A 13690-nucleotide genomic window follows, 5' to 3' on the forward strand; every position below is an offset into this window, starting at 1 on the left:
AGGTATTCTACCTATTATAGTTTATTTTTTACTGACAATTGTTTCATACACTAGCATAGAGGATTGATCATCATCCGGTACAGTGTACATTATTAAACCCTGTTTTTTATTTTCAAGAAATACTGGATTGCGTGTTACAACATGTCCCTTGTCAGAAAATAGAGTAATAGGCAGTTCGTGGACCATTTCCATTGTTTTTATATCCAATAAGGCTAGTCCGCCCAATTCATATTTAGCATGGGAACTTCCTTGCTGTGGCAATTCAGTTATACCACTGCATATCATGTTGTCTTTTCCTGCATTCTCGCAGTCCTGATAATCAATAAAGTGGCTAGAATTATTTGATTTACGGAGCACTTTTCCTTTTTCATTAAACTCATAAAACGTTCTTGAACCCCAGCTTACAGCCTTTAGAGGTCCTTGTTTTCCATCACGAAGTATTCCTCCAATGTGGTCATTCGTGCGGAACACTTCCTGGGTATTCATCGTTTCTGGATTTACTTTATAAATGATTGACTTGCTATTTGGGCGGTACTCAGCAACTGATATCCAAATTGACTTACCATCATATGCGATTCCTCCAGGATGGTATATATTACCTTCACCAAGCTTAATATCCTTTAAGAGCTTTCCTTCTTTGGTAAATACAAATAGATGACCGATTCCTTTACCAGGTGTGCGGTCGTAACCATCACGAGGCTGTTCGTATTTTACCGTTTTTTCAATGATTTCTACAGAAGACATGTAGTACAAGTCTCCGACTTTCGTCATTCCTTGTGGATGATATGTGTTAAATTGCAGATCAACTTTTTCTTTCTGTTCCCAAACATTATTGCGAGTTAGTTGTTGGAATTTTCCTGCAAGCTGTTCACCTTCTTTACCGGAATTCAGCGCATCAGGGTATGCAAACGCTGTTGTTACAGTTCCAATAGTTAGAGCGGCAGCTAGTGCAAAAATTACTTTTTTCATCATCCATTCTCCTCATTTGTAAGTATTGATTTATAAAAGTTTTTAAGTTATTCAGGCAGTAAAATGTTTATCAACTGGATGTTACTATTACCTCAGAAGTGTGTTTACCATACCCTTTCTAACAAACTTCTCATTTCTATTAATCATATTCTCTACTAAATTCCTATCCAGCGGACATTTCTGACAGCAATCTTTATTTATTGAATGATTAGAGCAGAAGTTATGGATCATTTTCTCCACATCTTCGTTTTTCTTCCTCGTCTCCTTCATCCTTTTTCAGCTTCTCTCATTAACAGAATCCTGAATTCCAATATTCCCACTCCTTAGATGTGTATTATCCAGTACAGACATATTGTTAACACAAATAGAATAAGAGCAGAATAGAATTTACTTAAATCATATATAAACTTTAAGAAGAATACCTTTCCTTAAATTTCGACAAGAAATCTTACAAAATACTTAATGATTTTACATTTTAAAAGGTTTCTCAACTTAAATAATCCATCAAAAGTGACTATATAACCCCGTATTTATACCCTTAATTTAAATTATTTTTGTAAAATTCGGGAGAATTATAAGTAGATGGGAACTTTCTTATTAGATTAATTCTAGGATTATATTCCTTAAAATAATAAAATAGAAATCTTTACAATTCCTTAAATGTAGCTTAATTATTTTTCTCTATCATTTGATTTGCATAACTAACAGAAAGAGGTGCTAATAAATGTCCCCAGTATTGAACCGAAAAAAATTTTTAACTTACCTAGGAACTGGCACTGTTGCACTAGCAGCAGCAAGTACAGGACTTGATGGATTAGTAAAAACTGCTGAATCAAAAGCTCCTTTTCACTATCCAGAATATAAAAGGCCAAAAAGAGGACCATTAAAATTCCAGCCAATCGAACCAACAAAAAAGGATGATCTTGTTCTTCCAAAGGGCTATAAATATGATGTTATTGCTGCATATGGCGACAAGATTAATCAAAAAGGAGATACATTCGGATACAATAACGATTTTACTCTTTATTTTCCATATGAAGATGAAAAGAACCGAGGATTGTTATGGGTAAATCATGAATATATCTCAGACTTGTTTGTTTTCGGTCAAACAATTAAGGGCGGATACAACTCCGAACAGATAAAAACGATGCTTTATAATCAAGGCGGTTCGATTATCGAAGTATATAAAGACAGAAATGGATGGAAAATGGATACGGCATCTGAATATGCCCGCCGCGTAACAGGACTAACTCCTTTCGCTTTAACCGGACCTGCAAAAGGATCAAAAGCTGTTAACGGAGCAGAAATAGTTCAAGGTACATTTGCCAACTGTTCTGGCGGAAAGACACTTTGGAACACGGTTTTATCCTGTGAAGAAAACTATGAATCCACATCCGAATCGGCAAACTTAGACGAAACACACTATGGTTGGGTAATCGAAGTGGATCCATTTGATCCTGCCTATCAAGTTCGCAAGCACACAGCTTTAGGCCGCTTTAATCATGAAAATACATGCATGGGTCTTTCAAAAGATAACCGAGTTGTTGTGTACATGGGCGATGATAAAAGAGATGCCTGTGTCTATAAATTTATTAGTAAAAATAAATATAATCAAAAAAATGGAAAGGAAAATTCGAAACTATTAGAAGAAGGAACTCTTTATGCAGCTAATTTTGGAGAAGGAAGATGGGTAGCTCTAACGATTGAAGCAGTTCAAAAAGCAGCTAAAGGGAACGCTGAACTGCTTGAAAAATTCCAAACACAGGCAGATGTTCTTGTAAACTGCCACGATGCAGCCCTCCTTTTAGGCGGAACACCTACAGATCGCCCAGAAGACTTAGAAATCAGTCCGTTTGATGGTTCAATCTTTATTGCACATACAAATAACAGTAATCATGGGAACTTTCATGGTCATATTACTCGTTTCTTTGAAAAAGATAACGATCACGGGTCAATGGAATTCCAGTTTGCCATCTTTGCAGCTGGAGGTATTCAAAGCGGATTTAGTGCACCAGATAACCTGTTATTCGACGAAGATGGAAACCTATGGACAGTTACAGATATTTCAAGCGGAAGTGTTAACACAAAAATTTGGGAGCCATTCGGCAATAACGGTTTATTTGTAATCCCTACTGAAGGGAAAAACGAAGGAGAAGCTTTCCAATTTGCTTCTGCCCCAGTTGAGGCAGAATTAACCGGGCCTTGTTTTACTCCTGATGAGAAAGCTCTATTCCTTTCTATCCAGCATCCAGGTGAAGAAACAGAAGACCTTGCATACCCTACAAGCAAATGGCCGCATCGCAGCGATGACAAAATGCCACGACCAGCTGTTGTTGTTATTACAGGATTTTAAAAAGAAAAGTGTATGCGCCTAATTCACCCCAGATAAGCTCAATACTAGCCTCATTAAACTTGTTTATAAGGAAGGCTAAATCTCCTATGTCAGGGAAGGCGTTTCAGTTCGATAAGATTAATTTTTTTAAAGATAAGGAGCGAAAATGAAATGATACAAAACATCGGTATCCCAGGGCTGATTCTTATTTTAGTCATTGCACTTATTATTTTTGGTCCATCAAAACTGCCTGAAGTTGGACGTGCTTTCGGTAACACCTTAAAAGAATTTAAAAATGCGACAAAGGATTTAGTATCTTCAGACTCTAAAAAGGAAGACGAAAAATTTTAATTATTGAAAAGAGAAAATGAGATTCTTTTCTCTTTTCTTTTTCATTAAAGAGGTGAAAAACATGAGAGATCCGGAAGTTGCATTAACAGAACACCTAGAAGAATTGAGAAAAAGAATTATCTATATTCTAGGAAGTTTTTTGGTCTTTTTCGCTTTGTCGTTTGCTTTTGTGGAGCGAATTTATAGTTGGCTGGGTAAAGACTTAGAATTTAAGCTCGCCTTACTTGGACCAGGAGATGTTTTATGGATTTATTTCAAGATATCAGCCGTCTGTTCGATTGCTCTTACCATCCCTTTAGCGGCATACCATGTTTGGCGATTTGTTTTGCCTGCGCTTCAAGAGCATGAAAGAAAAGCAACCTTTATGCTGATTCCAGCACTATTTTTATTATTTATTCTAGGAATTTCCTTTGGCTATTTTCTTGTTTTTCCTATTGTTCTATCATTCATGCAAGAATTAGCAGGAGAAGGTTTTCAGCAATTTTATACGTCCGAAAAGTACTTTAGTTTTCTGATTAGCTTAACCGTTCCTTTTGGAATATTGTTTGAACTGCCTGTTGTCATTCTATTCTTAACCGCTATAGGAATATTAAATCCACAGATGTTAAAGAAATCTAGGAAAATTGCATATTTTGTTATACTCATAACGTCTGTGTTAATTACACCTCCAGATTTAATTTCTGACATACTGGTATTGGTACCGCTTGTCTTAATCTATGAAATTAGCATCAATTTGTCATCCTTTGTCTATAGAAAAAAATTACTGAAGACCGAAAGCCTTTCTGCATGAAAAAGATCTTCAGTTGCGTCATGAGCTAGACTTTTTACTGAAATTTACAAAAAAATATATAGAAAATTACTTGTGAACAGGGAGTAGAGACATTGAAAAACAACCAATCAAATAATTTCTTTGAAAAGGCAATAAATCGACGCAGCTTTCTGGAAGGTACAACAAAGATTGCTGGGGCTACTCTAGGTTTATCTCTAGTAAACTCACTAACTGGCCTTAATGTAGAGGCTGAATCAAAATATAGCGGTCATCACGGTAAACCCAATTTAGTTTTTCCAGTTATCAGTGATATACATGTAGTAGATCACAATGATAAAAACCTAGAAAAGTTTGTCTCTACTATGGAACAATTGAATCAAGTGGCTCCTAAGCAAGATGCATTTGTGGTTGTTGGAGATTTAACAGAATATGGATTATCACTAGAATACGATAAGTTTATGACTGCTTATAATGCGAAAAAAAAATCACGTGCCGTTTCTTTGCTTGCAATCGGAAATCACGAATACTATAACGGATTATCGATAGCTGATTCTCAAAAACGTTTTCTAGAAAATACGGGAATGGAATCGATTTACTATCATAGGACAATCCAAGGTTATCATTTTATTGTTCTTGGTTGCGAAGATGGTGCAGATGATGAAACCTTTTCGGTAAAGCAAATTGAATGGTTAGGTAAACAGTTAAAGCAAGCAAAAGCAGATGATTCGAAAAAACCGATTTTTGTTTTCCATCATTATCCCATCACAGGGACGATCTATGGAAGCCAATGGGGCTTCGCTAAAAATAGAGACCTCTTTTATGATACGTTGAAAGAATATCCGCAAGTTATTGCGTTTTCCGGTCACACCCATTATCCATTAGATAATCCTCGAATCATTCATCAAAAAGATTTTACTTCTATAGGGACTTCTACAGGTGCCTATATGTGGCTTGATGATGGAAGGATCCAAGGGGAAGTGCCTGAAGACGCCGATATCCTCAACCAGGCTCTGATTGTAGAGGTTTATAACAATAAAGTGATGGTTAAGCGACGCGATATTCATAACAATGATTGGACCGGGGAACCATTTGAAATCAGCTATCCAGCGCAAAAGAAAACCTTTAAATATACAGAAGACAGAGACAAAAAGGCACCTTTCTTTACGAAAGATTCAATGCTTTCTATCGTTCATGAAAATACCACGGCTACTGCTTTAACGATTATGTTTACTCAGGCAAAAGATACTCTTTTAGTTCACGACTATAAAGTAGTGGCAAGGAACGCAGATACAGGAGAAGCAGCCAAGCAATTTCTTGCCTTTTCGGAATTCTACAAAGATCCAGTACCTAATCCATTATCCCTGTCGATAGATGGTTTAAAGCCTAATACAACATATGAAATTGAAGTACATGCTCTTGATGCATATGACCATGTAAGTGCTAATTCTTTAAAAGTATTAGGTAAAACATTAAGTGAGGAAGTAAAAGAAGAGATTTTAACATAATAAAAAAGGAGAGGATTTAGTTTGAGAAACATTACAGTATTAATAATTGCTATGTTTTTGATTGGAGTGATTCTTCCCGCTGTTCCTGCAGGAGCTGACGAACGAGAAGAAGATTATTCTGGGAAATCGACTGTAGTGCCGCTAGCAAAAGCGCACGCCCATAACGATTATGAGCATGACCGTCCACTATTTGATGCCCTTGATCATGGATTTACCTCTGTAGAAGCCGATGTGTGGCTCGAAGATGGTGAGTTGCTTGTAGCTCATGATCAAATTGATGTAAAACCCGGACGTACGCTGGAATCTCTATACCTAAAACCATTGAGTGAACGTATCAAAAATAATAAAGGGACAATTTATAAAGGATATGACCAGGATTTTCTTCTATGGATTGATATCAAATCTGAAGATGAAGCAACATATCTCGCCATTCATGAACAGCTAAAAAAGTACAATAAAGTGCTGACAAAGTTTACGGATAATGGAGTTAAGCCGAACAACGTTACCGTAATAATTTCTGGCAACCGCCCGCGTGAACTAATGGAAAACCAGCGCGTACGCTTTGCCTCTTATGATGGCCGGATGAGCGACCTCGGTTCTGATGTCTCCAACAATTTCATGCCAGTTATCAGCGACAATTGGACAAAGCATTTCACTTGGCAGGGGTACGGCGAGATGCCGCAGAATGAGCGCGAGAAGTTGAACAACATAGTTACAACGGCACATAAAAACGGGCAGATCGTCCGTTTTTGGGCAACACCAGATTTGCCACTCCCTAACCGAAAAGCCATATGGGACGAGCTCTTAAAATCTAGCGTGGATCTTATCAATACTGACGATCTGCCAGAGTTGCAAAAGTACTTGAACGAAAATGACCCCCAACAAACGGAAAAACATATCAACTGGTAGTTGATTGAAATTCAGCAAATGGCGAGCTTGATTAATAGTCAGGCTCGTTTTATTTAAAGAGTGGGAAAAAGCAAAGTTGAATGGGAGGGGTACGTGTAGGGACTTTCATTACACTAATGTAGGTACTGTCTTGTCAACGGACAATTTTCTTGTTTTATACCCTTAATAACCACGGTTTATACAGATTATAAAAAGTCAAAAACAACCGGTTATGATGGTTTGATTTGGTTATAAGTTTTGATGAAGAAACGAACAAAGAAAAGAGGTGAAATCACCTCTTTTTAATTTGTCAGGAAAAACCTTTCTGGTCACAGATGGACCTCTTTTTTGGGCTGGCTTTAGCAAGGCCGTCTTCAAGGAGAAAGTTTTAATCTATATTATTGTAATTGTAACAATTAATTTAAACACTTTATTGTCACTCTACAAAATATACTATATTCTAAACATTAATATCATTTGTTAGGTAGCGAAGCCATCCCTTCTCATCTTCTAGAATAAGCGATACTTCTTAGACGTGAATTTCCAAACCGAAGTGTGAGCCAAATTATTCAAATTCTAGAATGGGAAGGAAGATCAACACCTGGTCAATTGAAGCGTAGTAGCTTGCTGGACATTAAACTCAGGCTATTTACTGTCAATTTATTGCGTCTGTAATATTCAATTAAAAAGGGGTGCCCAAGAAAATTAGGCAACTCCCTTTAATAATGTGATATAAAAAATACATTTACCTTTGCATTTCAGGATATTGCCAGATTCCTGAAGTTCTGATGAGGTCACGGTAGATAACCATCGACTCGTCTTTCGTGACCTTCTGTGCTTCCTCAATTGATGGATAATCAAGTTGAACCATATTCGTAAAGTCTCTTTGACTATTCTTTCCGTTCATTTTATCTTCAAGGACGCTCGCTTCTTTAAATACAGTCAAAGCTCTTCTCATGTGGCTTGCACTTGTTACAAGTGTGACATCTTTTAACCCCTCTTTTTCTAGTAGGGCTGTTGAGAATAGTCCGTTTTCAACGGTGTCAGTTGATTTATTTTCAAGGATGATTCTTTCTTTTTCGATTCCCTGTGAGATTAACCATTTGCTCATGGCATCCGCTTCAGTTACTCCCTGTTTTGGTACTCCACCTGAAACGATTATTTTAGAGTTAGGGTATTTTTTTGCAACTTCAAGACCAGTTTTTAAACGATCAATCAGTGTTTGTTTCATCGTACCATCATCCGCAAGAGCATATCCTAGGATAATAATCGCATGGTCTTTTTGAGGTAACTGTTCTGGAACTGCAGTGTTTAATTTTGTATCGATTATTTTTTCTGTAGTTTCAAACTTTTGGAGATATTCTTTTGTTCTTGATGTATCGATTTGTCTTAGATTAGTAATTGAAGTTTTATAGGATTTTTCGTCACCATTAACTTTTGAATAGATTCCATAGAGTAAATTCGCATTAAAATGGTTAGGATCTAAATTTAGTACCTGCTTGTAAGTTTGGAGAGCCTCTGGTATTTTTTTCTGTATGATTTGTGTGGATGCAAGTGAAATCTTTAAATGATTATTATGGGGATCAATAATTGTAGCTTCTTTAAATGCGTTTTCCACAACATCAAATTTACCTTTGAGCGTTATACCCTTAAATATTTCTTTTTCTGCTTTTTGAATATCTCCTCCATGCCAGTAAAAATGCATGGCTATCTCTTTCAATTGATCAATCCGATCTGAAGTAGGTTCATCATTTTTTATGACGTTTACATCTTCTGATGGTGCAGCTGAGGATTCTGTCGTCACATATGCAGTAGTTAATGCAGTTGCAGTGAGAACAGCAGCGAGAGTTAGTCCCATCTTTTTCTTTAATTTATTCATAGTTGTTATCCCTCACTTTGATTATTTTATTAACAGTGCCTAAGCACTTATACCAAAGTAACAGGGATTTGTTAAGTTCTCATTGATTTGAGGTAAATTTATTGTAATAACATTCATTTCTGTTACTATCAAACAAATTTGTTTTTCAAAATACTAATATTTCTATATGATCTAGATTGAGTTGAAAATGCTTTATGCACCATGAAACTTACTTTCTGGTTGATAAAATTTATCAATACTACGATGTTATTTTAGTCCCTGGATGGGTACATGTAACCTGATAATTTCCAAGGTCAAGGGCTACTCATTCCTATCTAATTTGGCAATAGCTATTCATTTAATAGAAGAATTGAAAAGAAAAATTAAAGGAAAAGAATTCCCTTTCGATGATACTCCATTAAAAATGTTGAAGTAGTGCTTGTTCAACAATCAGTGGCAATTGCTGCAATTTTCATTTAACAAGTGATATGCTAAATCCCTCTATACATCTAAAGTAGTATAGTAATTCATCCAAACCACTGAAGCCATTAGTTTTTAGAACACGTAAGCTGTAATTAATAGATAAGAATGTAAAAGAATTAATTATTGAGAGGAGATATTAATGTATTTATTTCATTATCACTGGTGGACAGATAAAGTGGAAGAGATGGAAAAGTTTTACGGTAAATTAGATTTTAAGGTGACTTTAAGAGTCGGTAGGAATAATGAAAAATTTGAAGCATACAACCCTCCTTTACAATGGAGCGATTTTAGGCAGAAAGCTATAAAGTTTAGAATTATTGAAATGGTAAAAGGGCAAACAAATATTACATTTGGTTATGGTAATAGAGACATTTTTGATCATATTGGATTTTTAGTGGATTCAACAGACTATGATCAGATTATTGAAAGAGCTAAAAATTTGGGTTTGAAAGTTAATGAAGATGTACGGAGAACTTTTATCTCTACACCTTGGAAGGTAAAAGTAGAATTACAAAAAAGAAGAGATGTTGTATCGGAAGAAAATCATACACGAATTAATCAAATGGAAATACACTTACCGTTCTGCATTGACGATCCCTCAATATTCGGTACGCTTTTGGGTCAAAAAATAATTCAACAAAATACAAAATTAGTAAAGATTGAAAACGACAATTGGACTATATTATTTAGAGATTGCAATGAGACGCGTTTGCAATTTGTTGCATTTCATTCTGATATCTTCTCTAATGCAGTAGACCCGGTTAATACCTGTCTAATTGGAAATAAATCAAACTAAATGAAGATTTATTCTCTCTCTTTGATGGATTGAACCTTAGCAAAAAAACAGCATACAAATTTTAGTGTGATTGCCTTTTCATATTGAGGAACATTGCAGGATTGTTGAATAAGCATGACCGATATTTGATAGAAATAGTAATTGGAGATGACATATGAGAAAAAAAGGTCTTAGATTTATCTTAGATAAGCAAAAAGAGTATGAGGAGTATGCAGAAGTTGTAAGTGAGTGGAATAACATAGATGCTTTACTATCAACCGCATATGAAGATACATTGGATGATGATCATATTGAGGATGAAGAATTCAAAGAAATAGCTAGAGATACTATTTTAAGTTACCAGCCTTTTCTTAAAGAACTGAAAGTTTATCAAATCAAGTCTCAGGAAATTCAAAAACTTCATTTGCTTTATATCAAAGGCATAGAGGAATATCTCCGTTCAATAAAATTAAATATAAGGTGCATAGAAGAAGATTCTGAAGAACTAGAACGAGAGCTAGAACAAGAACTTAGTAAAACTCAAGATCAAGTGGAAGATTTAGACCTTGAATTTAAAACGAAAATAATAGAACTTGGAAGGAAGTTAATGAGTTCAATAGTATGGGTAGAAGATAACTCATAGAGTTCAGGATCTTTAACAATCGTGGGCGATTGCTGCAAAGTGGATCGCCTTTTCTTATTGGCGAATCGGGCAGCATTTCTGTAACGAAGTAAAAATGAGGTTTGAACAAAAATATAACATTTTGATAACATTTATTTAAGAATTTCCGAAATTGAGGATTTTCCCAAAATATCACATAACTATTGAGATACTTATATATTTTCAGAATGTTAAAACTTCCAGAAAAGAAATTCTCTATTTATTCAAGTAATTGTATGTTATCTTTATAAAGGTGAATTTTATCAGGAGGTTTACCTTAATGATTGAAACGACAATTTTTTTCTTTATTTTAACTATTGGTTTTGTAATTTATTTTTTATATAGGGTTAACAAGAGATTTTCTTCAGTTTACGAAGAGCTTGAAATGAAGCGGATTATTCCTTTTTTAGAAGAAAAAGGCGGAAACCATCTGTCACACCTCATCTTGCTGCAAGATAAAGATGTGTACTGGGCGCAGGATGGAAAAGTTTTAATTGCATATAAGGAAATTGGAAATAAGTTGGTTATTCTCGGTGACCCGATTGGCGAAGAATCATCTATTCAAGCGGCCATTAGAGAATTTAATATGTATAGTAAAAGCTTAGGACTTACACCTGTTTTTTATCAAATTAGCCCTCGATTCATGCACTATTATCATGACACAGGATATCGGTTCCTCAAATTAGGGGAAGTGGCGATTGTCAATCTCGATGCATTTACCCTTGAAGGAAAACAGGGGGCAAAGCTGCGGACGAGGCTTAATAAATTCAACCGAAATTCTTACACATTTAAGGTTATGAATCCGCCATATTCCAATGAATTGCTGTCGAAGCTTAAAGTGATTTCGGATTCATGGCTAGGGAATCAAAAGGAAAAGGGTTTTTCAGTCGTATCGTTTAGTGATGAGTATGTTTCTTGTTTTCCAATTGCTTTGTTATCGGACCCAGAGGGAAATATCGTAGCGTTCGCGACACTGGCGAACGATTATAAGAAAACTATGACTATTGATTTAATGAGGAAGTCTTTCAACAGCCCTCATGGAACGATGGATGTTTTATTTATTCACATCTTTAAATGGGCGAAAGAAAGAGGCTATCAGCACTGCAGCTTAGGGATGGCGCCTCTTGCACATGTCGGGGATAGTCCATTTTCTTTTAAAAAAGAAAAGTTGGCACGGGTAGCCTTTCTTCACGGAAATTCATTTTATAAATTTAAAGGGCTGAAAGAATTTAAAAGTAAATTTGCCTGCACGTGGGAACCGAAGTATTTAGCATACAAAAAATCCTTCCTGCCAATTGTCATCATTCAATTACTTTTATTAATTAACAGCCAGCCTCATCCAAAGTATGTAATAGATAAGATTAAGTATTTGTTTAAAAAAGCGGGATAAATAAAGCATATATTACTTAATAAATTTGAATTAAGAATTTTCAACAAACGGGCGCGATAATTGAAGAACTGAGGGAACTCCATATCAAGGTGGAGTTCCTTTTCTATTGTGTTGTAATACACAGGGTAATAAACAGCGTTAAATATGCACAGGAATTACTAGTAAGCCCTTATATATCAACAAAAAAGCATACCAATTCTTTTGCGGATTAGTATGCTTTTTTGTTGATATGTTATTTGCGGTTTGCACCTATCGGCTGAACCAGTTAGTCTTTTTATCGCTGCTCTTTTCCCCTAAATCTGAATGATCCTAAATTTTTTTAGATATGGAATCTATGAATTTACAGTAAATACAAAAATAGAAAGCGCTGTACTTAACCATTTTTTAAATGAAATTTAACCTTTGATAGAACCTGATTTTAACCTTCATTCTGTAAAATAAACATGAAAAAGGATAAGGAGGATGGATAATTAAACGATCAGATTAGAAAAGAAATCCTGCATTAAGTACGGAATTATAATCGATAGATCTAATAAGAAAGCAGTGAAAAATATGAAAATAAAAAAGATAACGAGAAATATTCTATTAATCATAGCAGCAGTTCTCTTTCTTTGGTTTATTTTCCATCATGTTATGACTCTATTTGAGCAGAAAAAGTACCAAGCACCAGGGGAATTGGTTGAAGTGGACGGCATGAACATGCATGTCTATACAAAAGGTGAGGGTGAAAATACCATTGTCTTATTAAGCGGCCTGGGAACGGCGGCACCAGTGCTGGATTTTGAACCTTTGATTAATGAGATGGCTAAGCACAGCAAAATTGTAGTTGCAGAGCCTTTTGGATACGGCTGGAGTGATCTGACAACTAAGAAGCGGACAGTGGAAAACATAGTTGAAGAATTAAGAATAGCTCTAAAGAAGGCTAATATTGAAGGACCCTATATATTAATGCCCCACTCCGTTTCCGGAATCTATACGATGTATTACGCCAATAAATATCCAGAAGAAATTAAAGGGATTATAGGGATCGATTTAACTTTGCCGAAGGCTTTTGAGTATTTCAATGAATCTCCTCCAACCTTGCCCAAGTATACGAGCTTTGCTGCCCGGACTGGTATAACAAGACTGGCATTATCTATAACTCCTGATGAGTTCCTGCCGATAGCACATAAAGGGACTTATTCTGAAGAAAATGTAAAGTTGACCAAAACCATTTCTGCCTGGAAAGGCTATAATCAAAGTGTCGTAAATGAAGCAAATGAAATAAGGAATAATATAAAAAAAACAAAGGATCTGGCATTTCCTCCGACTATTCCAGTCATGATCTTTACACCGGATAAAAAGGAAGCAAATGAAGAAGGCCGATCCAATAAAACGTTTTACCAAACGCAATTAAGAAACGCTGCTGAAAATAAACTCGTTATCTTAGAAGGACACCACTATCTCCATTGGACGCGGTATAAGGAATTATCCGATCATGTTAATGAATTCATTTTGAATGGCTCTTTTTAGTGAAACTTTGTTGTTGTAAGAACAGATATGTTTAGAGCCATAAGTGAAGCGGAAAGGAACGGAAAACATTAATCATTTAAAACAATCTATGCCAAAACAGCATTTTGAAAAAACTGTTTATAAAAAAAAAAGGAAGTTTCGAAAAGAGAGAATTTATTTCTTATAGCATGACATGGCATGATAACACTCCTGCAAAA

General features: G+C 35.5%; 11 protein-coding genes and 1 pseudogene. 10 read left to right on the top strand and 2 right to left on the bottom strand.

Annotated features, from left to right (window positions below; translation table 11 throughout):
* Positions 1-21 precede the first annotated feature (21 nt).
* Positions 22-969, bottom strand: coding sequence for a DUF6454 family protein (locus ABEQ24_RS16960; protein ID WP_430007892.1), 948 nt, complete (start codon positions 967-969; stop codon positions 22-24).
* Between the two features lie 724 nt (positions 970-1693).
* Between ABEQ24_RS16960 and ABEQ24_RS16965 the strand changes: the two genes are divergently transcribed.
* From ABEQ24_RS16965 to ABEQ24_RS16990, 6 genes and pseudogenes are all read left to right on the top strand, one after another.
* Positions 1694-3322 carry a PhoX family protein gene (locus ABEQ24_RS16965; protein ID WP_430007893.1) on the top strand — a complete coding sequence of 543 codons (1629 nt, stop codon included), beginning with the start codon at positions 1694-1696 and terminating at the stop codon, positions 3320-3322.
* Positions 3323-3472: 150 nt separating this feature from the next.
* On the top strand, positions 3473-3652 hold the full coding sequence (tatA, locus tag ABEQ24_RS16970; RefSeq protein WP_070874554.1) for a twin-arginine translocase TatA/TatE family subunit: 180 nt from the start codon (positions 3473-3475) through the stop codon (positions 3650-3652).
* Positions 3653-3713: 61 nt separating this feature from the next.
* The gene (tatC, locus tag ABEQ24_RS16975; protein ID WP_430007894.1) at positions 3714-4442 is read left to right on the top strand and encodes a twin-arginine translocase subunit TatC; all 729 of its coding nucleotides are present in this window, start codon (positions 3714-3716) and stop codon (positions 4440-4442) included.
* 92 nt (positions 4443-4534) lie between these two features.
* The gene (locus ABEQ24_RS16980; protein ID WP_430007895.1) at positions 4535-5926 is read left to right on the top strand and encodes a metallophosphoesterase; all 1392 of its coding nucleotides are present in this window, start codon (positions 4535-4537) and stop codon (positions 5924-5926) included.
* A 21-nt stretch (positions 5927-5947) separates the two neighbouring features.
* Positions 5948-6835 carry a phosphatidylinositol-specific phospholipase C/glycerophosphodiester phosphodiesterase family protein gene (locus ABEQ24_RS16985; RefSeq protein ID WP_430007896.1) on the top strand — a complete coding sequence of 296 codons (888 nt, stop codon included), beginning with the start codon at positions 5948-5950 and terminating at the stop codon, positions 6833-6835.
* Positions 6836-7303: 468 nt separating this feature from the next.
* A pseudogene (locus ABEQ24_RS16990) lies at positions 7304-7441 on the top strand (transposase); the annotation flags it as partial.
* Between the two features lie 118 nt (positions 7442-7559).
* On the opposite strand, the gene ABEQ24_RS16995 reads toward ABEQ24_RS16990, so the two are convergent.
* Positions 7560-8693 carry an ElyC/SanA/YdcF family protein gene (locus ABEQ24_RS16995; RefSeq protein WP_430007897.1) on the bottom strand — a complete coding sequence of 378 codons (1134 nt, stop codon included), beginning with the start codon at positions 8691-8693 and terminating at the stop codon, positions 7560-7562.
* Between the two features lie 601 nt (positions 8694-9294).
* Between ABEQ24_RS16995 and ABEQ24_RS17000 the strand changes: the two genes are divergently transcribed.
* The 4 genes from ABEQ24_RS17000 to ABEQ24_RS17015 all read left to right on the top strand — a co-directional run bounded on the left by ABEQ24_RS17000 (position 9295) and on the right by ABEQ24_RS17015 (position 13493).
* Positions 9295-9951, top strand: coding sequence for a hypothetical protein (locus ABEQ24_RS17000; RefSeq protein WP_430007898.1), 657 nt, complete (start codon positions 9295-9297; stop codon positions 9949-9951).
* Between the two features lie 154 nt (positions 9952-10105).
* A complete protein-coding gene (locus tag ABEQ24_RS17005) occupies positions 10106-10573 on the top strand; it encodes a hypothetical protein (protein WP_430007899.1) in 468 nt (155 codons plus the stop codon).
* Positions 10574-10871: 298 nt separating this feature from the next.
* A complete protein-coding gene (locus tag ABEQ24_RS17010) occupies positions 10872-11981 on the top strand; it encodes a phosphatidylglycerol lysyltransferase domain-containing protein (protein ID WP_430007900.1) in 1110 nt (369 codons plus the stop codon).
* 552 nt (positions 11982-12533) lie between these two features.
* A complete protein-coding gene (locus ABEQ24_RS17015) occupies positions 12534-13493 on the top strand; it encodes an alpha/beta hydrolase (RefSeq protein ID WP_430007901.1) in 960 nt (319 codons plus the stop codon).
* Positions 13494-13690: the final 197 nt, after the last annotated feature.

Source organism: Metabacillus idriensis, assembly GCF_050483325.1.
GTDB classification, from domain to species: domain Bacteria; phylum Bacillota; class Bacilli; order Bacillales; family Bacillaceae; genus Bacillus_P; species Bacillus_P idriensis_A.

What these genes read in the sequence shown, in the direction of transcription:
- ABEQ24_RS16960 (WP_430007892.1), bottom strand. Translation starts at nt 969, where the DNA reads ATGAAAAAAGTAATTTTTGCACTAGCTGCCGCTCTAACTATTGGAACT.
- ABEQ24_RS16965 (WP_430007893.1), top strand. Translation starts at nt 1,694, where the DNA reads ATGTCCCCAGTATTGAACCGAAAAAAATTTTTAACTTACCTAGGAACT.
- tatA (WP_070874554.1), top strand. Translation starts at nt 3,473, where the DNA reads ATGATACAAAACATCGGTATCCCAGGGCTGATTCTTATTTTAGTCATT.
- tatC (WP_430007894.1), top strand. Translation starts at nt 3,714, where the DNA reads ATGAGAGATCCGGAAGTTGCATTAACAGAACACCTAGAAGAATTGAGA.
- ABEQ24_RS16995 (WP_430007897.1), bottom strand. Translation starts at nt 8,693, where the DNA reads ATGAATAAATTAAAGAAAAAGATGGGACTAACTCTCGCTGCTGTTCTC.
- ABEQ24_RS17000 (WP_430007898.1), top strand. Translation starts at nt 9,295, where the DNA reads ATGTATTTATTTCATTATCACTGGTGGACAGATAAAGTGGAAGAGATG.
- ABEQ24_RS17005 (WP_430007899.1), top strand. Translation starts at nt 10,106, where the DNA reads ATGAGAAAAAAAGGTCTTAGATTTATCTTAGATAAGCAAAAAGAGTAT.
- ABEQ24_RS17010 (WP_430007900.1), top strand. Translation starts at nt 10,872, where the DNA reads ATGATTGAAACGACAATTTTTTTCTTTATTTTAACTATTGGTTTTGTA.
- ABEQ24_RS17015 (WP_430007901.1), top strand. Translation starts at nt 12,534, where the DNA reads ATGAAAATAAAAAAGATAACGAGAAATATTCTATTAATCATAGCAGCA.